The organism is Rhodococcus sp. IEGM 1306 (assembly GCF_036541985.1).
GTDB lineage: Bacteria > Actinomycetota > Actinomycetes > Mycobacteriales > Mycobacteriaceae > Rhodococcus_F > Rhodococcus_F qingshengii.
The window spans coordinates 568,470-594,220 of sequence record NZ_JAZHFF010000001.1; the positions used below are offsets into that span (position 1 = coordinate 568,470).

Consider the following 25,751-nt stretch of genomic DNA (forward strand, 5'->3'; position numbering starts at 1 on the left):
ATGGTCGATTCCGGAGAACTGACTTCTTCTGACAGCCAGCCGCAGGAACACCACCTGCGGCTGGCTGTTCCCGCACCCCTCGAGAAGCTCGACAACCGCTTCACCGAGTGGGCGTGGGGGCTCCTCAAACTCGACTTCACCGGCATCGCGTTTGCCGCGTTCTTCTTCTGCTGGTCGTTGACCCCTTCGCTGTTGCCGCGCGATTGGCTTTTCCAAGGTCTGATCGGCGGTATCAACTCGGCCATCGGCTACGGCGTCGGTACTGCGATCGGTTGGGCTGTCGAGCGATACCTGCTCAGCGGGCGACGGTGGTGGCCACTGCCCGAGCCGGTGCCTTCCGCGATCAAGGTCTTCGTTCCGGTCGCGTCCATCGTCGCGGCGATCATCATGCTGGTCTACGCGGCCGGGTGGCAACGTGAAATCGCGGCACTGACCGATGCCGAAGGCACGACCACTTCCGGCTACATCCGAACCCTCGGACTGAGCCTGCTCGTCGGTGGCCTGCTCATCTCGATCTGGCGGGTCCTCCACGATCTGGTGAAACTGATTGCCCGACAGCTGATGCGGCGGTTCCACTGGTCACGGTCGGTGGCCAATGGCGTCGGTGTCCTGGTTGTCACCGTCCTGTTCTTCATGCTGGTCGACGGCGTCCTGGTCCGCGGAATCTATGCAGCGACCAACTCGATCTTCAGTCTGCAGAACTCGACCACTCGCGACGGCGTCGTCGAACCGCAGGATCCGATGAAATCGGGTAGCCCCGAATCAGCCGCTCCCTGGGACACATTGGGGTTCGAGGGACGAAACTTCGTCTCGCGCGGACTCGACGCGCAGGAACTCGAAGCGGCAACCGGTAAGCCTGCGATGGATCCGATTCGCGTATATGCCGGACTTGAAAGCGCCGAAGATCCCGAAGAGCGTATGGATCTGGTCATCAAGGAGCTGGAGCGAACCGGCGCCTTCCAACGCAAGGTCCTCGTGGTCATTCCGACGACGGGTACGGGGTGGGTCAATCCCACTGCGGCACAGGCAATCGAACTTGTGCACGACGGCGACACTGCTCTTGTCGCCAGCCAGTACTCGTACCTGCCGAGTTGGATCTCGTTCCTCGCCGACCAGGAGAAGGCGCAAGCTGCCGGACGCCTGTTGATCGAGCGGGTACACGAAAGATGGCTCCAGGAACCGGAAGCCACCAGGCCGAAGTTCATGGTCTACGGCGAGAGCCTCGGCGTCATGGCCGGCGCCGGAGCCTTCGACACACTGCAGGCGGCGCGCGATACCGCCGACGGAATTCTGTGGGTTGGCCCACCGAACGCGACGCAGTTGTGGCGTTCGATCGAGAAGAGGCGCGATCCAGGCACCCCCGAAGTAGCGCCCGTATACGCGGACGGCCTGGCCGGCGTGCGGTTCGCGGATCGCTCCGAAGACATTCCGACCGACGGGATGACGTGGCCGGAGCCGCGAGTTCTGTTTGTCCAGCACCCTTCCGATCCGGTGGTGTGGTGGTCGCCCGACCTCATGTTCAATCGTCCCGAGTGGCTCAAGGAAGTACCGGGATTCGACCGCTCACCGTCGATGAAGTGGTTCCCGGTCGTGACGTTCTGGCAGGTGTCGGCCGACCTCGGCAACGCCGCGGGAGTTCCGGACGGCCATGGTCACAATTACGGAACCTCCGTTCTGGACGCCTGGATCAGCGTTGCCCAGCCCGAGGGATGGACGGCCGCAGAAACCGAGCGGGTGCGATCGGCTTTGGTTGTCGCCGTGAAATCAGAGGGCCCCGAGAAGTGAGGGGAGTCGCCTCGATCGCGCTCTCCGCTACCGCGATCACCTGGAGCAACGTCGTGCTTCCGGCATTCGGTCTTTCGCCTCGTGCCCGCGCCGTGGTCAACACCGCGGCCGGTCTGTCGGCGATCGGAGTCCTACTCGCACGTGGTTACACCCGCGAGGAACTCGGCTTGGCGCACACCGGCATTCGTGGTGGTGCTCAGTTCGGCGGAGCCGCGGCGGGGGCGGTCCTCACCGGCTACAGCGTCGCTTTGGCCGTTCCGTCCTTGCGCGCGACTCTCGCTGCCGACGAGCGAGCAGACGGCCGCGAAGACTTCCTCGAATGGATCATCCTGCACATCCCGTTCGGGACGGTGCTCTCCGAGGAACTGTTGTTCCGTAGCGCGATGTCGGCCGTCTGGAGCCGCGAACTGAACAGGCCGACCGCGCAGGCTGTTCACGCACTGACCTTCGGGCTGTGGCACGTCGCCCCCGCCCGCGGTGCCGGCGACAACGTTCCCGCAGCCGTGGCGTTCACCGGCGCTTCGGCATTGCTGTTCGAGTGGCTGCACCGCCGTGGCGGCAGCGTACTTGCCCCCGCCCTGCTGCACCTGGCCACGAATGCCGGTGGCGCACTTGCCGTTCGTATCGCTACTCGCAGACATGGAGTGAACTGATGCCGCCCCGCCGCGCCGTCGACCCCGCCGAATTTCGTGCCGCCGTCCTGGCCGTCGGCCCGTGGCTTCGAGATCCGGAACTGCCGAAGCCTTCGCGCAGTGAACTCGGTGCGGCAGTGAAGATGAGTGCGCGCACTCTCGAACAGATCGCCCCCGGATCGAGCGTCGAGGTGCGGGTCCCACCGTTTGTTGCGGTGCAATGCATCGAAGGTCCGCGTCACACGCGCGGAACCCCGCCCAACGTCGTCGAGACGGACGCTCGGACGTGGTTGCAGATGGTCACCGGACTGCTCGAGTTCTCCGAGGCCTCAGGTGACGGAAGAGTCGACGCCTCAGGTAGCCGCGCTCCCGAAATTGCGCACTGGCTCCCACTGCTGCGGTTGACCTAGCAACAGAGGGGTTGGCGTAGTGACAGAGTGGTTGACGCAGTAACAGAGAGAGACCATCCGGTTCGCTTCGGCGTGATCTGAGACCCAAGGCAGCCCTCAGGGGAAGTGAGTCCCAAAATGGCCGTAGACTGTGGATGCCCCCCAACCCCTGCCCACAAAGGGAGCGCCCGGTGACTCGTGCCGATCTGTCGGTCAACAGTCCAAATCTCCTCGCTTCGAACCCGTCCGACGAGGACGAGAACGAGCCCCGCGAAGAATGCGGTGTATTCGGCGTCTGGGCGCCGGGAGAGGATGTGGCGAAGCTCACTTATTACGGCCTGTACGCACTTCAGCACCGTGGTCAAGAAGCTGCCGGCATTGCGGTAGCCGACGGCTCCCAGGTGCTGGTGTTCAAGGATCTCGGCCTGGTCAGCCAGGTATTCGACGAGCAGACCCTCGCAGCGATGCCAGGTCACGTCGCCGTCGGACATTGCCGTTACTCCACCACCGGTTCCACGACGTGGGAGAACGCGCAGCCCATCTTCCGTACGACCACTGCCGGCACCGGCATCGCGCTCGGCCACAACGGCAACCTGGTCAACACCGCTGAACTCGCGAGCCGCACCCGTGCAGCCGGCCTGGTCAACGACAAGCGCCCCAATGCCGCGACTTCCGACTCCGACCTCATCGGTGGTCTCCTGGCACACGCTGCCGGCGACAGCACCATCGAACAGGCCGCGATGGAATTGCTTCCCACGTTGGAGGGCGCGTTCTGCCTCACCTTCATGGACGAGCACACGCTGTACGCAGCGCGCGATCCGCACGGCATCCGCCCGCTCTGCCTCGGTCGACTCGACCGCGGTTGGGTAGTCGCCAGCGAGACCGCAGCCCTCGACATCGTCGGTGCGTCGTTCGTTCGCGACATCGAACCCGGTGAGCTGCTTGCGATCGACGCCGACGGCGTTCGCTCCTCACGTTTCGCGAATCCGACGCCCAAGGGCTGTGTTTTCGAGTACGTCTACCTTGCCCGTCCCGACAGCGTCATCGGTGGCCGTTCGGTCCACTCGACCCGCGTCGAGATCGGCCGTCTGCTCGCCAGCGAGCATCCCGCCGAAGGTGATCTGGTCATCCCCGTTCCCGAGTCCGGCACCCCCGCAGCAGTCGGGTACGCACAGGGCTCAGGCATTCCTTACGGCCAGGGTTTGATGAAGAACGCCTATGTCGGCCGCACCTTCATCCAGCCGTCGCAGACGATCCGTCAGCTCGGTATCAGGCTCAAGCTCAACCCGCTCAAGGAAGTCATCCGCGGCAAGCGCCTTGTGGTGGTGGACGATTCGATCGTCCGCGGCAACACCCAGCGTGCGCTCATCCGGATGCTCCGCGAAGCCGGCGCCCTTGAAATTCACGTCCGTATCGCCTCGCCACCGGTCAAGTGGCCCTGCTTCTACGGCATCGACTTCGCCTCACCAGCCGAGTTGATCGCCAACGGCGCGGGCGGACAAGACGCGACGTTCGAGGAGATGCTCGACGGCGTGCGTCGTTCCATCGGAGCGGACACGCTCGGATACATCTCCACCGAAGGCATGATCGCCGCCACCGAGCAGCCGGCCAGCCGTCTGTGCGCCGCGTGCTTCGACGGGACCTACCCGATCGCGCTTCCCAAGGAAACCTCGATCGGCAAGAACGTCCTCGAGGGGATGCTCGAGAGCACCGCAGGTTCGACGGCCACTCGCGACAACGACAACGCGAGCGCGCTCAGCCGCCCCTGAACATCAGAATCGTTGAAATTCGACAGCCGAGAATCTGCCGTCCACAGCATGTGGGCGGCAGATTTTCTGTTCACGACTTTCTGTTCCACGACACGGCATACGTCGTGAGCATCTGGCATAGTGCCCTCCGTGGCGCAACTGAGAATGGATGGGCACCGGGTCCTGGTCGCAGACCTGGTGGGGGACACCATCAAAGCGATCAACGGCTCGATGGTGGCGTACGAGGGTGCGATCACCTTCAAGAACGCCGGAATGGGCGGTGGCGGCGGGCTGCGTGCCGCGCTGAAACAGAAGGCGGCAGGTGAATCACTGTCCCTGATGGAAGTCAGCGGTCAAGGCACCGTCTACTTCGCGGTCGACGCCCAGGACATCACGATTATCGAGCTCAACAATGACGCTTTGCACGTCGAAGCCTCGCAATTGCTCGCATTGGTCGGCCAACTGCGAACCGACGTGAAATTTGCCGGTCTCCGCGGCGCAGGTTCCGGACAGGGCTTGTTCACGACGGTCGTCAGCGGCACCGGTCTGGTGGCGGTGCTGTCGAAGGGCGGACCGATCATCGCGCTCGAAGTCAGCCCGCAGTATCCGCTGGTTGCCGATCCCGACGCATTCGTCGCTCACCGTGGCCAGCTGAACCAGAGCTTCGTCACCGACGTCACCTGGCGCTCTGCGATCGGCGGTGGCAGCGGTGAAGCGTTCTCGCTGCGATTCGACGGATCCGGAGTCGTCTACATCCAGCCCGAGGAGCGCTGAACCATGCCGTTGGAATTGGTGAACAGCAAGGTCGTCAAGTCGACCCTCGCGCCGGGCCAGAACGTGCTCGCCCGCACCGGGTCGATGCTCTACTACACCGGTGACGTCCGCTTCATCCCGCACAGCATGGGCGGTGGGCCCGGCGCCATGCCGAACATGGGCGGTATCGCCGGGATGGCCGGCCGCATGATGTCCGGCGAGCATGCACGCATGATGGCGGCCGAGGGAAACGGTGAGGTCTTCTACGGGCATGCCGGCTTGTACGTCGAGGTCATCCACCTCGACGGTTCGTCGATGCTCACGGTCGAAGCCGACCGGCTCCTCGCACACGACGGTTACCTGCAGAGTTCGATAGTCGCTCTCACGTCGCAGGGCGGTGTGCGCGGAGCGGTACGTGGCGCCATGACCGGTCAAGGCCTGTTCACGACGCAGTTGCACGGACAGGGAAGCGTCGCGGTTCTCTCGCACGGGGGCGCGATTCCGTTGCAGGTCGGTCCGAACAATCCTCAGGTCGTCGTCGACCCGCAGGCATACGTGTGCCACATCGGTCAGATCAACGTCGACATCTCCGCGAACGTCGGCTGGCGCGAGGCCGTCGGCAAGGGCTCGGGGGAGTCCATCCAGCTGAAGATGACCGGCGCCGGCACCGTCTGGGTCCAGGCGTCCGAGCAGAAGTTCTGAGAGGGCACAGAGCATGGGTATCGAAATTCACAATCCGGCAACTCTGCCCGCCAACGACAACGTCCCGGGCAACGATTACGCCTTCTGCGTCGAGATGGCCGGGCAGCCGTGGTTCACGTCCAAGGGCGCGATGATCGCGTACTACGGAAACATCAACTTCGAGCCGCTCGGGCGCACGAGCATGACGGCGATCGTCGCGGCCAGGTTCTCTTCACCGCTCTACGCGGACGACTGGGTGCTCGCTCAGGGACAGGGCAAGTTGATCCTCGGGGACCGCGGATTCAACATCAATTCCTACGACCTCGACGACGGCAACCTCACGATTCGCGCGGCCAATCTCCTCGCCTTCGAGACGAGCCTGGACCTCAAACAGTCCATCGTCCCAGGCTTTTTGACGCTACTGGGGACAGGCAAGTTCCTGGCGTCGTCCAATGGCCCGGTCATGTTCGCGGAGCCGCCGCTGCGCATCGACCCGCAGGCGTTGGTGGGTTGGGCCGACTGCCCGTCGCCGTCCCACCACTTCGACGCCGACTGGATGCAGAGCTTCCTGGGCGCGGTTCGCGGAAGCATGTTCGGCGCGAACACCGGTGAAGAACGCCAGTTCGATTTCACCGGAGCCGGGACGGTACTGATCCAGTCGAGCGAGAAGGTCGTCCACGACGGACACCTCCTCAAACACATCGAATCCGAGACGGTCGCACTCGGGCAGAACAGTCTGCGCGCACTGCATGCCTCGATCGGTGCCCGGCTGCAGAACTGACGTCTCGGGGTACGCGAGGTCTCACCGAGGGGGCCGGTCCGGTAGCGTATGGGCGTAATCGTCGGTATTTGTGTGCGCGCTCTGGGTCTCGAGTCGAACGATCCATCTCGCGTCACGAGGATTGCAAACACTTCACATTGCAAGACCACTTACCTGTGCACGAGCAATACGTGCTCGCGAGAAATACAAGGCTGGAGTAGTAACCCGATGACCGAGGACAGTCACCGCACCGCAGGCGCCTCCTACGCGGCAGCAGGAGTCGATATCGCCGCAGGCGACCGGGCGGTGGAACTCTTCGCCCCTCTGGCCAAGAAGGCCAGCCGCCCCGAGGTCATGGGTGGCCTCGGTGGTTTCGCCGGCTTGTTCTCCCTCAAGGGTGACTACAAGGAGCCGTTGCTCGCCGCATCGACCGACGGCGTCGGAACCAAGCTCGCTGTCGCGCAGGCGATGGACAAGCACGACACGGTCGGACTCGACCTCGTCGCCATGGTTGTCGACGACCTCGTCGTCTGTGGCGCCGAGCCGCTGTTCCTCCAGGACTACATCGCCGTCGGCCGGGTCATCCCCGAGCGCGTCGCGGAATTGGTCAGCGGAATCGCCGAGGGCTGCATCCAGGCCGGCTGCGCTCTCCTCGGCGGCGAGACCGCCGAGCACCCCGGCATCATGGCCGACGGTGACTACGACCTTTCCGCCACCGGTGTCGGCGTCGTGGAGGCAGAGAAGCTGCTCGGACCGGATCGCGTTCGCCCCGGCGACGTCGTCATCGCGATGGGTTCTTCGGGACTGCACTCCAACGGTTACTCACTGGCCCGCAAGGTCCTGCTCGAGATCGACCGCATGAACCTGAGCGCACACGTCGACGAGTTCGGCCGCACGCTCGGTGAGGAACTGCTCGAGCCCACCAAGATCTACGCCAAGGACTGCCTGGCACTCGCTGCCGAGACCGACGTGCGCACGTTCTGCCACGTCACCGGTGGCGGCCTCGCCAACAACCTCGCGCGCGTCATGCCCAAGGGCTTGGTCGCCGAACTCGATCGCGGAACCTGGAGCCCCGCTCCGGTCTTCGCCATGATCGCGCAACGCGGACGCGTCGAGCGCGCCGAGATGGAGCAGACGTTCAACATGGGCGTCGGCATGGTCGCCGTCGTCGCACCCGAGGACGTCGACCGCGCACTTGCCGTCCTCACCGCACGCCACATCGACTGCTGGACGCTCGGTAGCGTCAAGAAGGCGTCGGACGCCGCTGCAGAGCGTGCGTTCCTGGCCGGAGACCACCCGCGCTTCTAGACCGCAACGTCAGCTGCCCCATCGGAGAGATCCGGTGGGGCAGTTTTGTGTGTCCGTACAAGTAGGCGCGAGGCGGAAAATCGAACGCAAAAATGAGGAAGAGCGATCAGCTCTTCCTCATTTCACAGTCTGCGCGGTGGCAGTGCGCGGTCAACGCCGCCAGTCGTCGTAGTCGTCCTCTCGCGCATGCCCTTCCCTATCGGAAGTCTGGTCCGATCGGACACTGCTCCGATGCGAGTTGGTCGATCCACCTGCGAGCTCTCTTTGCAGGCTGTCGAAATCCGTGGTCGGTACGCTGTATTTCAATTCGCGTGCAACCTTGGTCTGCTTTGCCTTAGCCCGGCCGCGGCCCATGGCTGACCCCCTCGCGCTTTCGCGGGGCGGCCTGGGGAATTTGGCGGCCCCGTTTGAGTGTGTAAGTTTCCTGACACACACTCTAGCGTGGAAAAGTCGCTTCCGCTTCCACGAAGGCCTCACCGCCGTGTCTGATTGCTCTCACTATGGCCGCGAGCTGCCAGGATGCTGAAAGAACTCGTCAGAACTTTGTGAGAACTGCTCAGAAGTTTCCGGGAATTGCGCGAATCGTCCCCACTCGGGCGTCGCCGCCGAAGACCGGAGCGGATGCGAGAGCCGCCAACTCCTCGGTCCACTCGGTGTTCATCCGCTTGAGCAGAGCTGCCGCCAAGGGCAGGAGCGCCCGCTCGTGACCGTCGTCGATCTTGAGGGCGAAAGCGGAACCGTCGGGAAGCGCTCCGGCGTAGATGCCGTCGTATCCGGTCTTGGAGAACAGACCCGGCACGGCGGACATCAGGCGCTGATCGTTGCGGCCGGTGCCCGAGACGAGGAAGGGGTTCTCGCGGACCGCGTCGGCCACAGCTCGTTCGGGTGAGTCGGGCTCAGCCGAGGGCAGGCGTCCGAATGCCCGAGCCAGGTTCGTGAGCGAGAGCGGCACGATCGGGAGACCACAACCGTCGATGCCGAGTTCCTGCTCTTCCTCGCCGCTGAGATCGAAGATCGTCTCCTGGATCGCGAGTTGGAGGGGATGAGTCGGCTCCATGTACGTCTCGAGCGGCCAGTCGTTCACGACGCACGTGGCGAGCATCGCGGAGTGCTTGCCCGAGCAGGTCATGTAGATCGGGCTGGGAAGCTCGCCCGCTGCGATCAGTTCGGCTCGGGCCAGTTCGTTGCCCGGCAGATCGGAGGGGCACTGCAACTGGTCGACACCGAGTTGGTAGCGAGCGAGAAGCGCTGCGACCAGTTCGATGTGATCGGCCTCGCCCGCATGTGAGGACGACGCGACGGCCAGCTCTTCCGGACTGGTGGGTGCAAAGCCGTTACGAAGCGCAGCGACGGCTTGCAGCGGCTTGTTCGCCGAGCGCGGGTAGATAGGTGTGTGAATTTCCCCGAGTCCGACAACGACCTCGCCGTCGGCGCCGAGAATGACGGCCGATCCGCGATGCACGCATTCGCGGAATCCGGAGCGGACCACTTCCACCAATTCGATACTCACGAGTGCACCTGCGCTTCTGCTTGTTCGATGAACCTCTGGACGCGCGCGGTGACGTTCGGTGCAAGGTCGGTGTGTTCTGCGAGCAGCCGTCGAAGCCGCTCAGGGTCCGTTCCGGCGAAGACCTCTCGAACAGTCACTCCGTGATCCGGTACGTGGACTCGGGTGACCGAATCGCCCGCGGCGATCGTGCCGGTCCGGTTGACGCGAAGGTAGGCGCCGACGTCGGTCCGCTCGGTGAATCTTTTGACCCAGCCCTTTTCCGCGGCCCAGATGCCGAAGGTGCCGCACGGGACGCGGGGAGCAGTCACCTCGAGTTCGAGAACGTCCGACGCCTCGGCTCCGGTGATGTGCCAACGCTCGCCGATCACGGCGTCCGTGACGAGCATCCCGCTGATGTGAAGATTCTCGCCGAACCATCCGGGGCCGAGAGGTCGGCCCAATTCGTCCGACCAGCGCTGCGCTTCGTCGCGCTGATACGCGTAGACAGCTTGGAAGGCGCCGCCGTGGAACTCGGTGTCGCAGACGTAGTCGCCACCCAGACCGAGTCGGCCGACCGCGACGCGGCCGTCGACGGGACGCTTGTCGATCGCGGTACGGGGGACTCGCCTGACGCCACTGTCACGTTCGGTGTGGACGACGCAGACCGCGTCGACCGTGCCCGTCACTTTCCGCGCAATCGGTTGACAGCCTCACGTCCGGCCTGGGGTGCGTCGTCCGCGACGATCGAATCCGGATCGATGGACGCAGCGCTGGGGCCGGCCATCAGTTCGGTGTCGACCGGGATGTTGCGCTTGATCAGAGCGAGTGCGATGGGGCCGAGTTCGTGATGATTGACGACGGTCCCGACGCGTCCGACGGCCCGTCCGCCCGCCGTGATCGGGTCACCCGGTTCCGGGACGGCTTCGGCGCTGCCGTCGAGGTGCAACATGACGAGATGGCGCGGGGGCTTGCCGAGATTGTGAACTCGGGCGACGGTTTCCTGACCGCGGTAGCACCCCTTGTCGAGGTGGACGGCGCCGTGCTCGGCCGGCCCACCGATCCAGTGGACCTCGTGCGGGATGGTCCGTTCGTCGGTGTCCAGTCCGAGGCGAGGCCTCGTCGCTTCGACGCGCAGTGCCTCGAAGGCCCAACTGCCGGCGGGCTTGGCGCCGGCATCGGTCAGCCTGGTCCACCACGCTGCCAGTTGCTCACGTGGGACGAGAAGATCGAAAGAGTTCTCGGTAGGCCACGGCATGCGGCGGACAAATCCGCCGTCGGCCAAGGCGTGAGCGTCGTAGGCCTCGGTGGGTGTCTGAACCTCGAGTGCGGCGAGGACAGTTGACGCTTCGGGTCCGATCAGGCTCAGGACCGCGAGTTCGTTGCCGTCTCGGGGTTCGGCCTTGGACCAGAACACCATCTTCTTCAAGAAGGAGAGAAGGTCGGGTCCGCGGTTCGCCTCGGTGTCGATCCAGGTGACACCTGCCAGGTCCGTCTGCACGAAGTGGTGCTCGACGCGTCCGTTGACGTCCAGGCTCAAGTTCTCGGCACTCTTGCCGTCGGGGAGCGCGGTGATGTGCTGGCTCGAAATCGTGTGCAGCCACGTGAGGCGTTCGTCGCCGGGAATGGCGATCACGAATCTGTGACTGCGGTCGACCACCACTGCTGCGCGCTGCGCGGTTCGCTGTTCGCCGAGGGGATCGCCGTAGTGCCACGCGACACCGATGTCGGCCGAACCGTCCGGTGCGGTGACCGCGCCGGGGGAAGTCAGAAGTGGGCTGTTGGGCACAAGAGCGTTGTCGACCACGAGACCAGTCTAGGAGTGTGGGCGGGATCGCGGTTACAGGGCGGCCCCGGCGGCTTGGCGGATCGTTAGGGTTGATGGCATGCCTGATCGCGTATTGGTGACTCTCGACCATGAGGTGCTCGATGCTGACGCACCGTTTCTGCACGCCGACGACCTGGCGGTGGTGCGCGGCGACGGAGTCTTCGAGACGCTGTTGGTACGCGACGGCCGCGCCCGGGTGGTCGAGGGACACCTGAGTCGACTGGTTCTGAGCGCACGGGCACTCGGCCTGCCCGCTCCGGTTCTCGATGATTGGCGTCTGGCGATCGAGATGGCTGCCGAGGAATGGGGGACCGAGAAGGAAGGCGCCCTTCGTCTCGTTCTGACCCGCGGCCGTGAGAGCGGCGACAAGCCGACAGCCTTCGTGATGGTCGGTCCGGTGGCCGATCGGGTCAGACAGGTCCGCGAATCGGGGTTGTCGGTGATGACTCTCGAGCGAGGTTTCTCTGTCGATCTCTCTGCCCGGGCACCCTGGCAGCTACTGGGCGCGAAGACGTTGTCGTACGCAACCAACATGGCAGCGCTTCGATATGCGGCGAATTTGGGTGCTGACGATGTGATCTTCGTCAGTTCCGAGGGCAATGTGTTGGAGGGACCACGCTCGACGGTGGTGGTCGTTCGGGACAGGACTTTGATCACACCGCCTCCCGCACAGGGCATTTTGATGGGTACGACGCAGCGTGCCCTGTTCGACGTTGCCGGCAGCGCTCGCTTCGATTGCCGGTACGAAACCCTCCGACCTGCGGATTTGATTGCGGCCGACGGAGTGTGGATGGTTTCGAGCGTCACGCTGGCCGCACGCGTCCATACACTCGACGGGCTCACATTGCCAGAGCCGAAGGTCTCCGGGGAATTCGCGGAATTGGTTGAACGTGCAATTGATTCGGATTCAGCAGGGCGATAGGCGAATAGGAATCGCGACAGGTCTCTACTACATTTGGTAGTAGCAAAGTCCTGCGGTCCAAACCGGACAGCAGTACCGTGTCCGCAGGGGCCGAGCGACTGCCCGCGTCTCGAACCCCGAAGCCTGTCCCAGGGCCCTACTCTCGGAGTAGCCAATGGATACTTTGGACGTCTCCAGGTGGCAGTTCGGTATCACTACCGTCTACCACTTCATCCTTGTTCCGCTGACCATCGGACTTGCACCGATGATCGCGATCATGCAGACGATGTGGGTGGTCACCAAAAAGGACCACTGGTATCGGCTCACCAAGTTCTTCGGCAAGCTTTTCCTCATCAACTTCGCACTCGGTGTAGCCACCGGCATCGTGCAGGAGTTCCAGTTCGGCATGAACTGGAGCGAGTACTCGCGATTCGTCGGTGACGTCTTCGGAGCTCCGCTCGCATTGGAAGGCCTTGTCGCCTTCTTCATGGAGTCCGTCTTCATCGGACTCTGGATCTTCGGTTGGGGCAGGCTGCCCAAACTTGTACACCTGGCGTGCATTTGGCTCGTGGCGATCGGCGTCAACGCGTCGGCGTTCTTCATCATCGCGGCCAACTCGTTCATGCAGCATCCGGTCGGTGCGACGTACAACCCTGAAACGGGTCGTGCCGAGCTCACCAGTATCTGGGAGCTGCTGACCAACAACACCGCTCTCGCTGCCTTCCCGCACGCGGTTGCCGGCGCCTTCCTGACGGCGGCGACGTTTGTTGCCGGCATCAGTGGTTGGTGGATGGTGCGGAACATGCGCCGCGCCAAGCAGGCTGAGGCCGCCGAAGCCGAACGCCTCGAGTCCGACGCGCGCACGATGTACCGTCCGGCAACACGATTCGCGTTGCTCGTCATGATCGTGGCCGGAATCGGAATCATCTACACCGGTGACGTCCAAGGCAAGCTCATGTTCCAGCAGCAACCCATGAAGATGGCGTCGGCAGAGTCGTTGTGCGAGACCGAGATGGATCCGGACTTCTCGATCCTCACTATCGGCACTCACAACAACTGTGACAGCGTGACGCACGTTCTGAAGGTGCCGTTCGTTCTGCCATGGTTGGCCGAGGGCAAGTTCACCGGCGTCGAACTGCAAGGCGTGAACCAACTGCAGGAGCAGGCGGAGCAGGACTTCGGACCGGGTAACTACCGACCGAATCTCTTTGTCACGTACTGGTCTTTCCGCGCCATGATCGGCCTCGCCGCCGGTTCGGCAGCACTGGCTCTCGCGGGGCTGTGGGTCACACGTAAGGGGCGAGTCCCGGACCAGAAGTGGTTCGGAGTCCTCAGCCTCGTCGCGATTCCCACTCCGTTCATGGCGAACAGTGCCGGTTGGATTTTCACCGAGATGGGCCGTCAGCCCTGGGTGGTGCATCCCAATCCGACCGGCGTCGACATGATCAGACTCACTGTCGACCAAGGTGTTTCGGACCACGCGTCGGCTACCGTCTGGGCTTCGCTGATCACCTTCACCCTCCTGTACGGAGCGCTGGGTGTGGTCTGGTTCAAGCTGATCGTGCGGTACGCGAAGGAAGGCCCGTTGGAGCACGACATGCATCCACCAGGCGATGCAGATCATGACGAGCCGGAAGATCCGGACAAGCCCAAACAACTGTCGTTCGCGTACTAGGAGGCGATCATGGGACTTCAAGAAGTATGGTTCGTGCTCGTCGCAGTACTGTTCATCGGTTACTTCGTCCTCGAAGGGTTCGACTTCGGTGTCGGGATGCTCATGCCGATCGTCGGCAGAGGCAGTGACCTCCCGGCCGATACGCGTCGACGGGTGGCGCTCAACACGATCGGCCCGGTGTGGGACGGCAACGAAGTGTGGCTGATCACCGCCGGTGGCGCGATGTTCGCGGCATTCCCGGAGTGGTACGCGACGTTGTTCTCCGGGTTCTATCTACCGCTGCTGATCATCCTGGTGGCCTTGATCGTTCGTATCTGTGCCATCGAATGGCGAAGCAAGATCGACGACGACAAATGGCGTCAGCGTTGCGACTGGGGCATCATCTTCGGCTCCTGGGTCCCGGCGGTTCTCTGGGGCGTGGCTTTCGCGAACATCGTTCGGGGCGTGGCGATCAACGCCGACAAGCAGGTCGAGTCGGGATTCTTCGATCTGCTCAATCCGTACGCGCTGCTCGGCGGTCTGACCACCGCGCTGGTGTTCGCTCTCCACGGCGCTGTGTTCCTGGCGCTCAAGAGTGCCGACGAGGTTCGTGAAGATGCCGTGAAAATTGCTGCACGACTGGCAATTCCGGCTATTCCGGTCGCCGGCGGATTCGTTCTGTGGACGCAACTCGCCTACGGCAAGGGATGGACGTGGATTCTGGTAGCTGCCGCTGCTGCGGCACTGATCGGCGTCGTCTTCCTGACGCGGGCCGAGCGCGAAGGCTGGGCTTTCGTTCTCACCTGTGTGGCCGTCATCGCCACTGTCGTGCTGCTGTTCGCCTCGCTGTTCCCGAACGTCATGCCGTCGACGCTTGATCCGGCGTACAGCCTGACCATCGAGAACGCGTCGTCGAGTCCGTACACGCTCAAGGTGATGACGTGGGCCGCGGCATTCATGACACCGGTGGTGATCATCTACCAGGGCTGGACGTACTGGGTGTTCCGACAGCGCATCTCCTCCAAGCAGATTCCGGCGTCGATCGGTCTCCGATTCAAGGAGAAGACTTGGTAGTCACGAACCCTGAATCACGACACATTCGAAACACGAAAGAACTGACGGTCGAATTCACGTGACAATCGAAGTAGGCGACGCTCCCACCACTCGGGAGCGTCGCCGGGGGCCGATCGACCCGCGGCTGTGGCGACATTCCGCTTCTGCGCGCGGCTACCTGATCCTGACTGTTGCTCTGTCGATGGTGAACGTCGTGATGGTCATCGTCGCGGCGCTCATGATCGGCCGGGTGCTGGCCGGAGTGATCACCACTCGAACTGTGGATGTTTCCTCGTGGACAACCGAATTGGTTGTTCTCGCCGCAGCTGTGGCGGTCCGAGTTCTGGGGACTTGGCTGCAGACCAGGTATGCGCACCGGGCGTCGACTCGCGTCGTTGCCGAGATCAAGAACGGCGTGCTGACGTCGGCGACGGCGATGAGTCCTCGCGATCTGGATCCGCGGCGTGACGAGATCGCGACCGTGGTCACCCGAGGTGTCGACGGCCTTGGTCCGTACCTGACGGGATACCTTCCGGCCCTGGTCTTGTCGGTGACGCTGACACCCATCACCCTGATAGTCATTGCGGTGCAGGACATGACGTCTGCGGTCATCATCTTCGTGACGCTGCCGCTGATCCCCATCTTCATGATTCTGATCGGCCTGCTGACAAAGGGTAAGTCGGAGAAGACGCTGGCAGCGATGACCACGTTGTCTTCGCAACTGCTCGATCTCCTTGCCGGTTTGCCGACGCTGCGGGCGCTCGGTCGTCAGCAAGGTCCTGCCGAGCGCGTCCGTGAACTCGGTGACGCTCATCGGCGAACGACGATGTCCGCCCTCCGCGTTGCGTTCCTGTCCTCGATGGTGCTGGAACTGCTCGCAACGCTCTGCGTCGCATTGGTGGCTGTGAGTATCGGCTTGCGACTGGTGTACGGCGACATGTCACTCGAGCCGGGGATAGTCGCGTTGATCCTCGCCCCCGAGGTGTACCTGCCACTTCGGATGGTGGGAACCCAGTTCCACGCCGCCGAGGACGGAATGGCGGCAGCCGACAAGGCATTCGAGGTTATCGAGGCGGATTCTGCCGCACCGGAGGGTGGTAGCACGACGGTGGTCGCTCGCGGTGCCGACATCGCCTTCGACGGACTCGGCGTGACCTCTCGTGGGGGAGTCGCACCGTCTCGACTTTCCGCCGTGGCGTTGCCAGGGGCGATCACCGTGCTCACCGGTCCCAACGGCTGCGGCAAGTCGACGGCAGTGCACGCGCTACTCGGACTGATCGAACCGAGCAGTGGCCGCGTGACGGTCGCCGGCGTCGATGTCCGAGACCTGGACGAGCACGCGTGGTGGAGTCAGTTGGCCTGGCTTCCCCAGCATCCGGTCCTCCTACCTGGCACCGTTCGTGAAAATCTCGATCTCACCGGGGTCGTCGATGCGCAAGCACTGACCCGCGCCGCTGCTGCGACGGGATTCGACGCGGTACTGGCCGAGCTGCCTGCGGGCGTCGAGACCGTGATCGGCGTCGGCGGTACAGGTCTGTCTTTGGGGCAGCGGCAACGGCTGGCACTGACACGCGTGCTTGCCTCGGAGCGCGCAGTTCTTGTCCTGGACGAACCCACCGCTCACCTCGACTCCGATTCGGAAGGCACAGTGTTGGCTTCTCTGAGAGCACGGGCGGAGCGCGGCGACACCGTGGTCGTGATCGGCCACCGTCCGAGTGTGCTTGCCGCAGCTGACCGGATCGTCGAGGTACACGCTCATGAGAAGTGACACTCACGATCCGCTCCTGCGTGCTCTGCGGCTACTGGAACTTCGGCCACGACGCGTACTGACGGCGGTAGCGGCGGGTGTGGCAACACTCGGTAGCGCACTCGCCTTGGCCGCGCTGTCCGCATGGTTGATCACGCGTGCTTGGGAGATGCCTCCCGTTCTCGATCTCAGTGTTGCGGTAGTTGCCGTACGCGCATTGGGAATCTCACGTGGTGTCTTCCGCTATCTCGAACGATTGACGACGCACGACGTCGCGTTGCGCGGAACCACCGCGGCGCGATCGAGGATCTACCAGCAGTTGGCCGCAGGAGATCCCGCGGCAGCAGCCGGACTACGACGCGGTGACCTGCTCTCACGTACGGGCGCCGACGTGGATGCACTGGGCGACGTCGTCGTCAAAGCACTGATCCCGATTGCGGTCTCGATTGTCCTCGCGTTTGCTGCGGTGGGAATCCTGTTGTTCATCTCGGTTCCGGCCGCGCTCATCCTGGCTGTTGCGCTGGCGGTGTCTGGGATCGCGGCACCCTGGCTGTCGGCTCGTGCTGCTCGTCTCGCCGAGGCCGACAGTTCTGCTGCCGCAGCGCGATTCAGTGAGTCCGCGGTGACCGCTCTTGACCATTCCGCCGAGCTCCGGGTATCGGGTCGCTTGGATCAGGCGGTGAGCGAGGCGGTCTCTGCCGAGAACGATGTGGTAGAGGCAACCGATCGCGCGGCGATCCCGAGTGCCTTTGCCGCAGCTGCCACGCCCCTGGCAATCGGAGTGAGCGTCCTCGGTGCCCTGCTGATCGGAATTACGCTGTACGGAACCACCGACATGTCACCGATGTCCATGGGAATCCTTGTACTGCTTCCGCTGTCGGCTTTCGAGGGAACCGCGATACTGCCCAGCGCGGCGGTGGCATTGACCAAGGCGCGGCTGGCGTCGGCACGCATCATGGCGGTACTCGATCGAGCCGACGCCGAACACGTTGAAGGAAATCGTGCGTGGCCGGAGGACGGGATTCTCAGCGTGCATGCATTGCAGGCGGGTTGGCCCGGGGGAAAGGTGACCGAACCGCTCTCCGTGGATCTTCCTCGCGGTGCCCGCGTTGCCGTCGTCGGCGAGAGTGGATCGGGAAAGACCACTGCGCTGATGACGATGGCGGGACTGCTGCCGCCCGTCGCGGGAACAGTTCGTGTTGACTCGGTGGACGTTTCGGATATCGATCCGGCCGAGCTGCGTCGGCACGTCGGGTACTTCGCCGAAGACGCACACCTCTTCGAGACGTCGGTACTCGAGAACCTGCGCGTCGCGCGGGGTGACCTCACCGCCGAGGACGCGGAGAAGGCACTTGCCGCAGTTGGTCTCGGCGACTGGCTGTCGGAACTGCCTGAAGGGCTCGACACCTACCTGGTCGGCGGCATGCGAGCGGTTTCGGGCGGTGAGCGTCGTCGGTTGCTGTTGGCACGCGCGATCGTCTCGCCCGCGGAGGTACTGCTGCTCGACGAGCCGACCGAGCACATGGACGCGGAGGCCGGCGCTCAGTTGCTGCGCGAGTTGCTCGATCGCGACGGAATGCTGGTCGATTCTTCACGAACGGTTGTTGTCGTTACCCATCAACTTCCGGCCGGTACTGGAGCTGACCAGGTGATATGCGTCGGAAAAGTTTCTGTGGAAAATACGTTGCCGTCATCGTGAAGTGGGCGTACTTTCTCCTGTACACAAGGAAGGAGGTGGTCTGAAATTGAAGTACAGACGGACGCGTGAGGTGGCTGCCAGCTAGCCGCAATCGCTGATGGAATTCACTTACCGCGTGAGCGGCCGGCGAATCCCAGGCAGCCACCCGACCCCCGAGCCCCCGATCAGTCCGACCGGGATCCGCGCGAAAGCGTGGGTGTGGCTCGGGGGTCGCTTCGTGCCGTGCGCCTTTATCAACCCCCGGCGGTTAATAAAGGCGCACAGCGTGGACAAGGATTAGGCCCCCACCATCCACCGCGCTCGAGGATCGCTCTGACCTCGGCTGCAGTTCGGCACGAGGCCCCCTCCACCTCCTCCCAACCGAAGACCAGTGTGGCGTTGCCTGACAGTTCGGATGCGTTTCCTCGCCGACGATCCCGCAGCGCAGTCGCCCGAGAAGCGTGGAAGGCAAATCCGTCGAGTCGAACGATCAGTGCGACACCGCAATTGCGGTAGTCGACGTCCTCGTAGAGAGTTCTCCCATCGACGAGGACCGGTGATTGCCGTCGTGCTTCCGGCAAACCGTGTGCGCGCTCGACCTCGATTGCGTAGCGATGTTCGAGTACCGACTGGACACCGCGATCCAACAGGTCCAATGTCGAGGACAGCGCTTTGACATATCGCCTCGGCCGGCGGCATTCCATTCGGGTGCGCAATTCCATCCGTGACACTTTGCACGCCGTGGCGGAGCGAACCAGAGAACGAGCGGCGTCGCGAGCCGACGGCTCTGCAACCGCCAGGTCAATTGCGGTGTCGGCCAGCGAAGTACGAGCAGGCTGAGTGGCAACGCCGATGTATGCCTGAGCGCGTGAACGATGAACGATCACTCCGGGATGGGCAGTGGACCACCCCAACGGAACGGGGCGCGCCGGGGAGCGTTCGGGTCTGACCGTCGGACTCTGACAGCGCGAGGATCTGCCGTATCGGACCGTGATGTGGACCGGCAGTTCGGACTCGATGTGCGTGAGTCCCCACTCTTCAGCTGCCGTCCGGTGACTCAGGTAGGTCTCTCCGCCGCCGAACAGAAGGGCGGCCTCGAGAATCATTGCTCGGTTGAGTGGGCCGTTGGTGCTGGATTGAACGCCGTGGAGGACGGTTGTCCATTGACCCGATTCGACCAGGTGTTGGATTCGCCGCGGTGAATAGCCGAAAGGGCGTAGTTGTTTGTTGGTCGCGAGTCCGTGCTGGAAGTCGAAGAGTCTTCGGAGATCAGGATCGATGTAGTCGCAGCTCATGCGAATACCGTGAGATCGCGGACCGACAAGAATCGGTCGAAGATGCCGCTCCGAAGTCCGCCTGTGGAATTTGTCGGTGCCTGTGGATAAATCTGCTGTGCGCCTTTATTAACCGCCGGGGGTTAATAAAGGCGCACAGCAGAGCTAGCCGATGTAGCGCGTCAGGCGGGCCGAGAGACGCGGTTCCAGGCCACCGTCAGACATGATCCGCTCTTCGACGTACGCAAGGTCGCCGCCTTCGACGATGCCGTAAAGACGCTTCGCGCCGCCGTACAGTGCACCGGACTGGCTGCGGATCACCACGTCGGTGGCAAGTTCCCACGACGCTTGGGTGAGTGCGCGCCCGTAGTACATTTCGACGACACCGGAGCTGTGGCTGAGCAGGAGTTCGACCACTTCCTGGTTGACGCTGCCCGGGATGCCGTCGCCGCCCATGCGCCAGTAACCGCTCTCGCGCAGATCGGGGCTCACGTACTTGCCCTCGGCGTCGAGGCGCCAAGACCGGGACTCCCAATTGAGGTAGGGGCCGCCGTCGTGCGAGATGACGATCTGCTGACCGAAGGCGTAGTCGCCGTTCTCGTCGTGTCCTTCACCTTCGCCGCGCCAGACACCGACGAGGGGGAGAAGCGCGAGGAGTTCGGGATTGATGTCCGGGCCGAGGCGCAGGTTTGCGGTGTCCTCCGGCAACGGAAGGTCCGGCAGGGTCGGAATGTTGAGCGACGCCGTCGACTTGGAGCGCTCGACGGCGATGGCGACAGCTTCGTCCCCGCTGCCGCGCCTCACGGCACCTGCAGCGGCGGAATCGTCAGCGGTCGCGTCGGACCCTGAATCCGGAGCCTGACTCACGACTCGTCGGTGACCAAGCGGTACACGACGTACACGGAGAACCAAGCGATCATGACGGATGCGAGTGCGAGGAGTACCTCGAAGAAAATGACCACGGGTACATCTTAGACCGCGGCGACCGACCGGAAAAATCGGGAGCCGGAATGCAGAAGGCCCCGCACCGGAGGGGTGCGGGGCCGCCTGACAAAGCAGGAATTACTTGCTGACGGTCACGTCCACGTTGTGCACGCCCGAGCCCTCGGGAGCGACGGTGGAGGTGCCGTTGCCCGAGCTGGACAGTGCACGCACGGTCCACTCGCCCGGAGCGGCGAAGAAGCGGAAATCGCCGGTTCCCGATGCCACGACCTCGGCCGTGAACTCTCCGGAGCCGTCGAGCAGACGCACGAATGCGCCGCCGATGGGCTGGCCGTCAGCTGCGAGAACGCGGCCGGTGATGACCGTTTCCTTCTCGACGTCGACGCCGGCAGGCAGGGTCTGGCCCTGGGTAGGTGCTCCACACATGATCAGGCTCCCAATTCGATCGGTGCGCCGACGAGTGAGCCGTATTCGACCCAGCTGCCGTCGTAGTTCTTGACGTTGTTCTTGCCGAGGATCTCTTGCAGGACGAACCAGGTGTGGCTCGAACGCTCGCCGATGCGGCAGTAGGCGATCGTTTCCTTGGTGTCGTCGAAGCCCTTTTCCGCGTACAGCTTGGCGAGGTCGTCGTCCGACTTGAAGGTGCCGTCCTCGTTGGCGGTGGTGCTCCACGGGATGTTGATGGCTCCGGGGACGTGGCCACGCTGCTGCGCCTGCTCCTGCGGAAGGTGGGCGGGAGCGAGGATCTTGCCGGAGAACTCGTCAGGACTACGAACGTCGACGAGGTTCTTGCTGCCGATGGCGTCGATGACCTCGTCGCGGAATGCGCGGATCGAGAAGTCGGGGGTCTCGGCCTTGTACTGCGTGGCTTCGCGGTTGACTGCGTCCTTGGAGAGCGGGCGTCCGTCGAGTTCCCACTTCTTGCGGCCGCCGTCGATCAGCTTGATGTCCTGGTGGCCGTACAGCTTGAAGTACCAGTACGCGTAAGCGGCGAACCAGTTGTTGTTGCCACCGTAGAGAACGACGGTGTCGTCGTTCGCAATGCCTTTGGCGGAGAGCAGATCCGAGAACTGCTCCTGGTTCAGGAAGTCGCGTCGGACGCCGTCCTGGAGGTCCTTGCGCCAGTCGAGCTTGACTGCACCCTCGATGTGGCCGCCGTCGTATGCGCTGGTGTCCTCGTCCACCTCGACAAAAACGGTCTTGGGGGTGTTGAGGTTCTGCTCAGCCCAGTCAGCGGAGACTAGGACGTCGGAGCGAGCCATGGTGTTCCTTTCGATGTGGTCTTGCATCGGTCGTTATCTAGCAGGGGTTCAGCAGGGTTGTGGGGCAAGCGTTTTCACGCGGTGGTAGCGCGGCCGGTATTTCGCAGCCTTGCGACGAGTGGATAGATCTGGCAGCCGAGGCAGATGCCGAACGCGGCGTTGAGCAGGGCCGCGAACAAGGCGAAGCCGGTGGCAACGGTGCCGACGATCGTCGACCCGGCCAGGAAACCGACCGTGCCGGCGAGTGCGAAGACGAAGCCGACGAACTGCGCGAAGCGCAGCGGCGCCACGGGTTCGCGTTCGCTGACCGGCGAGAGTCGCGGGGCGACGAGCTTGCCGAAGATCTGGCCGTACGGGCTGCGCTTGGGGCCGAGTACCGCTCCGACCGCGAAGACTATGGCCTGCAGTGCGAGAACGACGGTGGCGGCGGGCAGTGAGAAGGTCGAGAGGATGAGCGTGAGTACGAGAACGCCGGTGGTGACCCACGCGGCGAATCGAGGTCCGCGGACGTCGACCTGCTCGAGCTGGGGTGTGGTTGTGGACATCGGGAGTGCTCCTGCGCTGGATTGCATGATGCTGTGCCTGGACCGAGAAAACGGGACGTCAAAGTCCCACTCGGTGGATTGATCACGTGAGCGAAAGCTCGAAGGTCAGAGAGATCTGACGGATGAGGTGATCAGCAACAGGTACAGCAACAGCCCCCGAGGCGGCACAGGTCTACTGCGCGGCGTCGGGTGAGCATCAGCTCGTGGCGGGTTTGCACGTCGGCGAGTTTACCCCGAATTCTCGGATTTTGGCTCGTGGGGTCCGGATAGTGGTACGAGTGCAGCTTTCAGATCGGCTGCGGATGGCACTCCGGACACCCGGAACTGTTCCTCCAGGCCACCGTCGAGGATGAAGGTGGTGGGCAGCGAGAGGACACTCATCTCGCGTGCCAGAGCCGGTTCCTTGTCGATGTCGAGCTCGATCTCCACCGGCGGACGGGGAGCGTCGGCCATCGAGATCACGACCTGACCGACGACGCGGCGTACTGCGGCGCACGGTCCGCACCAGTCGGCAGAGAAATGCAGTACGACGGGTCCGCCGTTCGGCGAAGAGACTCCAGCGGCGCGGAGCAGTTCGAGGCGACTGTCCGCCGCGCCGGTCGCGGCCGGCGTGGTGACTCGGACCTTTCCGTTGCGCGACTTGAGAAAGAGCCCGACCGCGACGACGGCGACCAGCGCGACCAGCAGAATTGTGATCCCGGTCATCGGTTCTGCAGCTCTGCGAGATCGATCGTCGTGTTTTCGGCGCTGCCTTCGATCACGATTCTTCCGCCTTCCGCGTAGACCAGGCTCGGCTGAATTCCGTAGGGGAGTGCCTGCGGATCGATCGTGTAGCTGAACAGTCCGAGGACGACGGGTTCGAGTGCTGCGGGGATCGAGAAATCGGCTTTGCCCTCCGGACCGAAGTACAGATTGCTGGCGACGATCTTGACCTGCCCACCTTCCAGAACCAGGTTGGCCTGCACACTCACTGCAGTCTCGACCGGGCCGACGGCAACCGTTCCCGTCAGCACGACGGCGCCCGCGGTGCTCGCTCCGGTTCCGCCGCTGCCCCCGGTGCCATCCGACTTGTTGGCCGGCGGCGAAGATACCTGCAGGTCAGGGATATTGAGCAGCTTTCCGAGGTCGGTGGCGTTGATTCCCATCCGGCCGTCGAGTTTGTCGACGGGGAGTTGGGTGACATTGCCGTTCACGATGTCGGAGAAGGGAACGGTGACCCCGCGCAGATCGGCCTCGACGGTCACTTCGCCCACCACGTCGCTCTGGACGCCGGTAGCTCTGACGTAGACGTCCTTGTATTTCCCGCCGAGTGCCTGGGTGAGGAAGGGGAACCCGTTGAAGGTGACCTCCGGATCCGACTCGAGTGATGCGCCGGTTCGGAGCTCGCGGGAAACCCGGTACTCGGCGTACGCGGCCGCGCCGAAATCGGCCACCAGTCCGAGGCCGAGGAGAAAGACGATGCCGATGATCAGTTTGCGCACCGCACCATTGTGACGGACTCCGGTCGGGGTTCGATGCGACGGCCCCGGTACCAGGCACGCTAATGTAGGGACCGACCAAAAGCGTCGAACTACTCGAGCGTTGCCCTCACGGGTTGCGCGGGCTACTAGATAGGAGGCCGTGTGGAACTGCTCCTCCTCACCTCCGACCCCAACCCGGAAGCTGTACTACCGGCGTTGGCGTTGCTGGCGCACTCGGTTCGGCCTGCCCCCACAGAGGTTTCCTCGCTACTCGAGGCAAGTTCCGCGGACGTGGCATTGGTGGATGCGCGCACCGATCTGGCTGCCGCACGCGGGTTGTGTCGATTGCTCGGAAGCACAGGATCCGCAGTACCTGTGGTCGCCGTCCTCACCGAAGGCGGACTCGTTGCCGTCAACGCCGACTGGGGGTTGGACGACATCCTGCTTCCCGGTACCGGTCCGGCTGAGGTGGACGCCCGATTGCGGTTGTTGGTCGCCCGCAGCGGCGGTGTGGCCAGTCCGGAAGCGTCGGGAAAGATCACGCTGGGCGAACTGGTTATCGACGAGGGGACGTACACGGCACGACTGCGTGGACGGCCCCTTGATTTGACTTACAAGGAATTCGAGCTGCTCAAGTACCTCGCGCAGCACGCCGGACGGGTATTCACCCGGGCGCAGCTGCTGCAGGAAGTGTGGGGCTACGACTTCTTCGGCGGCACCAGGACGGTCGACGTCCACGTGCGTCGTCTGCGGGCGAAACTCGGCACCGAATACGAGTCCTTGATCGGTACAGTCCGAAATGTCGGATATAAGGCGGTGCGTCCGACCAGGGCCAAGGGTGGCGCCGCTGCTCCCGTTCAGTTCGAGGACGACGAGGACGTCGACTACGACGCGGCCGACGGATCGGTGGTCTGACGTGGGTTGGACAGATTCACTGCCGGCTGGATTCGCCGAGCAGGTTTCCGCGCTTCTCGATCGCGCAACCGAGTTCGACGGCAAGGCGCCCGTGTCGGAACAGGGGCGCCATGCCGTTGCCGGGCGCGGTGCCGCGCGACACTTCCTCGAACTCGACGGCGATGCAATCATCGGTTATGCGCAGCTGCAAGCCGGTTCGGACGAGCATCCCGACATGGCCGAGTTGGTGGTCGACCCGCAGGCGCGGCGTCGCGGCATCGGAACCAGGCTTGCTGCAGCGGTATTCGACGAGGGCCGGCCGGGCACGCGTGTCTGGGCGCACGGAAACGTCGACGCCGCAGTCGAATTCGCCAAGACCCTCGATCTGGTCAGCGTTCGTGAACTCCTGCAGCTGCGTCGACCACTCGATGCTCCGCAGCTTCCGGAAATCGTTGTGCCCGAAGGTGTGACGATTCGGACGTATCGTGGACCCGAAGACGATTCCGAGATCCTTCGCGTCAACAATGCGGCCTTCTCCTGGCATCCCGAGCAGGGCGGCTGGACCCAGGCGGAGATCGACGAGAGAACGGCCGAAGGTTGGTTCGACCCTGCTGGTCTGTTCATGGCGTTCGCGGACACCGATCCCGATACTCTTCTCGGCTTTCACTGGACCAAGGTGCACGCACCCGAAGGTGACGATCCGGAGCTGGGGGAGGTGTACGTCGTGGGGATCGATCCCGCGGCGCAGGGACGAGGTCTCGGCCGAGTGCTGACTCTCGCGGGCATGCATTACCTGCGTGATCGCGGCCTCGGAACCGTCCTTCTGTACGTCGAAGGCGACAACACGGCCGCCCTCCACACGTACGAACGACTCGGCTTCGATCGCTTCCACGTGGACATGGCTTACGCCCGCGCGCTCTGACGTCACAGTCGGACACGCAGAAATGTCCAGTCTGTTCATTCTCCGTTAA

27 protein-coding genes are annotated in these 25,751 nt (G+C 63.7%); 15 read left to right on the forward strand and 12 right to left on the reverse strand.

Going from position 1 to position 25,751, the window contains the following annotated elements; all coding sequences use genetic code 11:
• From V3587_RS02870 to purM, 8 genes are all read left to right on the forward strand, one after another.
• Positions 1–1,785, forward strand: a complete 1,785-nt coding sequence (locus V3587_RS02870; protein ID WP_003940273.1) for an alpha/beta hydrolase — start codon at positions 1–3, stop codon at positions 1,783–1,785.
• Positions 1,782–2,438, forward strand: a complete 657-nt coding sequence (locus V3587_RS02875) for a CPBP family intramembrane glutamic endopeptidase (protein ID WP_042451413.1) — start codon at positions 1,782–1,784, stop codon at positions 2,436–2,438. The genes V3587_RS02870 and V3587_RS02875 overlap by 4 nt, the downstream gene beginning before the upstream one ends.
• Entirely contained in the window at positions 2,438–2,827 is a 390-nt protein-coding gene (locus tag V3587_RS02880; RefSeq protein ID WP_007733822.1) for a sterol carrier family protein, read from the forward strand. The genes V3587_RS02875 and V3587_RS02880 overlap by 1 nt, the downstream gene beginning before the upstream one ends.
• A gap of 170 nt (positions 2,828–2,997) precedes the next feature.
• A complete protein-coding gene (gene purF / locus V3587_RS02885) occupies positions 2,998–4,575 on the forward strand; it encodes an amidophosphoribosyltransferase (RefSeq protein WP_003940541.1) in 1,578 nt (525 codons plus the stop codon).
• Positions 4,576–4,719: 144 nt separating this feature from the next.
• Complete coding sequence (locus V3587_RS02890) at positions 4,720–5,328, forward strand: AIM24 family protein (RefSeq protein WP_003940441.1); 609 nt, start codon at positions 4,720–4,722, stop codon at positions 5,326–5,328.
• A gap of 3 nt (positions 5,329–5,331) precedes the next feature.
• Positions 5,332–6,009 carry an AIM24 family protein gene (locus tag V3587_RS02895; RefSeq protein WP_003939918.1) on the forward strand — a complete coding sequence of 226 codons (678 nt, stop codon included), beginning with the start codon at positions 5,332–5,334 and terminating at the stop codon, positions 6,007–6,009.
• Between the two features lie 13 nt (positions 6,010–6,022).
• Positions 6,023–6,769, forward strand: a complete 747-nt coding sequence (locus V3587_RS02900; protein WP_003939813.1) for an AIM24 family protein — start codon at positions 6,023–6,025, stop codon at positions 6,767–6,769.
• A gap of 207 nt (positions 6,770–6,976) precedes the next feature.
• On the forward strand, positions 6,977–8,056 hold the full coding sequence (gene purM / locus V3587_RS02905; protein WP_003940225.1) for a phosphoribosylformylglycinamidine cyclo-ligase: 1,080 nt from the start codon (positions 6,977–6,979) through the stop codon (positions 8,054–8,056).
• A gap of 150 nt (positions 8,057–8,206) precedes the next feature.
• Here the strand turns inward: purM and V3587_RS02910 are convergent, their stop codons facing one another.
• The 4 genes from V3587_RS02910 to ygfZ form a co-directional block, all read right to left on the reverse strand.
• A complete protein-coding gene (locus V3587_RS02910) occupies positions 8,207–8,410 on the reverse strand; it encodes a DUF3073 domain-containing protein (protein ID WP_003940337.1) in 204 nt (67 codons plus the stop codon).
• Between the two features lie 202 nt (positions 8,411–8,612).
• Positions 8,613–9,566, reverse strand: coding sequence for an asparaginase (locus V3587_RS02915; protein WP_003940365.1), 954 nt, complete (start codon positions 9,564–9,566; stop codon positions 8,613–8,615).
• The gene (locus tag V3587_RS02920) at positions 9,563–10,231 is read right to left on the reverse strand and encodes an MOSC domain-containing protein (protein WP_030535239.1); all 669 of its coding nucleotides are present in this window, start codon (positions 10,229–10,231) and stop codon (positions 9,563–9,565) included. The genes V3587_RS02915 and V3587_RS02920 overlap by 4 nt, the downstream gene beginning before the upstream one ends.
• Positions 10,228–11,349 carry a CAF17-like 4Fe-4S cluster assembly/insertion protein YgfZ gene (gene ygfZ, locus V3587_RS02925; protein ID WP_283376102.1) on the reverse strand — a complete coding sequence of 374 codons (1,122 nt, stop codon included), beginning with the start codon at positions 11,347–11,349 and terminating at the stop codon, positions 10,228–10,230. Before ygfZ ends, V3587_RS02920 begins: the two co-directional genes overlap by 4 nt.
• 79 nt (positions 11,350–11,428) lie before the next feature.
• Here ygfZ and V3587_RS02930 point away from each other — a divergent pair, with 79 nt between their 5' ends.
• The 5 genes from V3587_RS02930 to cydC all read left to right on the forward strand — a co-directional run bounded on the left by V3587_RS02930 (position 11,429) and on the right by cydC (position 18,424).
• A complete protein-coding gene (locus tag V3587_RS02930) occupies positions 11,429–12,292 on the forward strand; it encodes an aminodeoxychorismate lyase (RefSeq protein WP_099697820.1) in 864 nt (287 codons plus the stop codon).
• A gap of 154 nt (positions 12,293–12,446) precedes the next feature.
• Positions 12,447–13,946 (forward strand): cytochrome ubiquinol oxidase subunit I, encoded by a 1,500-nt coding sequence (locus tag V3587_RS02935; RefSeq protein WP_054827113.1) that lies wholly within the window; start codon positions 12,447–12,449, stop codon positions 13,944–13,946.
• Positions 13,947–13,955: 9 nt separating this feature from the next.
• The gene (gene cydB, locus V3587_RS02940) at positions 13,956–14,999 is read left to right on the forward strand and encodes a cytochrome d ubiquinol oxidase subunit II (protein WP_003939727.1); all 1,044 of its coding nucleotides are present in this window, start codon (positions 13,956–13,958) and stop codon (positions 14,997–14,999) included.
• Positions 15,000–15,057: 58 nt separating this feature from the next.
• Positions 15,058–16,746: a thiol reductant ABC exporter subunit CydD gene (gene cydD, locus V3587_RS02945; RefSeq protein WP_228401285.1), complete on the forward strand. Its 1,689-nt coding sequence runs from the start codon at positions 15,058–15,060 to the stop codon at positions 16,744–16,746.
• The gene (cydC, locus tag V3587_RS02950; protein ID WP_193594976.1) at positions 16,736–18,424 is read left to right on the forward strand and encodes a thiol reductant ABC exporter subunit CydC; all 1,689 of its coding nucleotides are present in this window, start codon (positions 16,736–16,738) and stop codon (positions 18,422–18,424) included. The genes cydD and cydC overlap by 11 nt, the downstream gene beginning before the upstream one ends.
• A gap of 233 nt (positions 18,425–18,657) precedes the next feature.
• Here cydC and V3587_RS02955 read toward each other — a convergent pair whose 3' ends face one another.
• The 8 genes from V3587_RS02955 to V3587_RS02985 form a co-directional block, all read right to left on the reverse strand.
• Positions 18,658–19,698, reverse strand: a complete 1,041-nt coding sequence (locus V3587_RS02955; protein ID WP_030535244.1) for a type IV toxin-antitoxin system AbiEi family antitoxin domain-containing protein — start codon at positions 19,696–19,698, stop codon at positions 18,658–18,660.
• Between the two features lie 144 nt (positions 19,699–19,842).
• Positions 19,843–20,481, reverse strand: coding sequence for an FABP family protein (locus V3587_RS02960; protein WP_039973378.1), 639 nt, complete (start codon positions 20,479–20,481; stop codon positions 19,843–19,845).
• A 258-nt stretch (positions 20,482–20,739) separates the two neighbouring features.
• Positions 20,740–21,045, reverse strand: a complete 306-nt coding sequence (locus tag V3587_RS02965; RefSeq protein WP_003939797.1) for a DUF1416 domain-containing protein — start codon at positions 21,043–21,045, stop codon at positions 20,740–20,742.
• Positions 21,046–21,047: 2 nt separating this feature from the next.
• Positions 21,048–21,881, reverse strand: a complete 834-nt coding sequence (locus V3587_RS02970; protein ID WP_003939859.1) for a sulfurtransferase — start codon at positions 21,879–21,881, stop codon at positions 21,048–21,050.
• 74 nt (positions 21,882–21,955) lie between these two features.
• Positions 21,956–22,426: a DUF4395 domain-containing protein gene (locus tag V3587_RS02975; protein WP_003940408.1), complete on the reverse strand. Its 471-nt coding sequence runs from the start codon at positions 22,424–22,426 to the stop codon at positions 21,956–21,958.
• A 131-nt stretch (positions 22,427–22,557) separates the two neighbouring features.
• Positions 22,558–22,644: a putative leader peptide gene (locus tag V3587_RS30670; protein ID WP_350318872.1), complete on the reverse strand. Its 87-nt coding sequence runs from the start codon at positions 22,642–22,644 to the stop codon at positions 22,558–22,560.
• Between the two features lie 10 nt (positions 22,645–22,654).
• Positions 22,655–23,131 (reverse strand): thioredoxin family protein, encoded by a 477-nt coding sequence (locus tag V3587_RS02980; protein ID WP_003939684.1) that lies wholly within the window; start codon positions 23,129–23,131, stop codon positions 22,655–22,657.
• Positions 23,128–23,907, reverse strand: coding sequence for an LmeA family phospholipid-binding protein (locus V3587_RS02985; RefSeq protein WP_003939847.1), 780 nt, complete (start codon positions 23,905–23,907; stop codon positions 23,128–23,130). The genes V3587_RS02980 and V3587_RS02985 overlap by 4 nt, the downstream gene beginning before the upstream one ends.
• 141 nt (positions 23,908–24,048) lie before the next feature.
• Between V3587_RS02985 and V3587_RS02990 the strand changes: the two genes are divergently transcribed.
• Positions 24,049–24,801, forward strand: coding sequence for a winged helix-turn-helix transcriptional regulator (locus tag V3587_RS02990; protein ID WP_003939728.1), 753 nt, complete (start codon positions 24,049–24,051; stop codon positions 24,799–24,801).
• A gap of 1 nt (position 24,802) precedes the next feature.
• Positions 24,803–25,702, forward strand: a complete 900-nt coding sequence (mshD, locus tag V3587_RS02995; protein WP_283376103.1) for a mycothiol synthase — start codon at positions 24,803–24,805, stop codon at positions 25,700–25,702.
• Positions 25,703–25,751 lie beyond the last annotated feature (49 nt).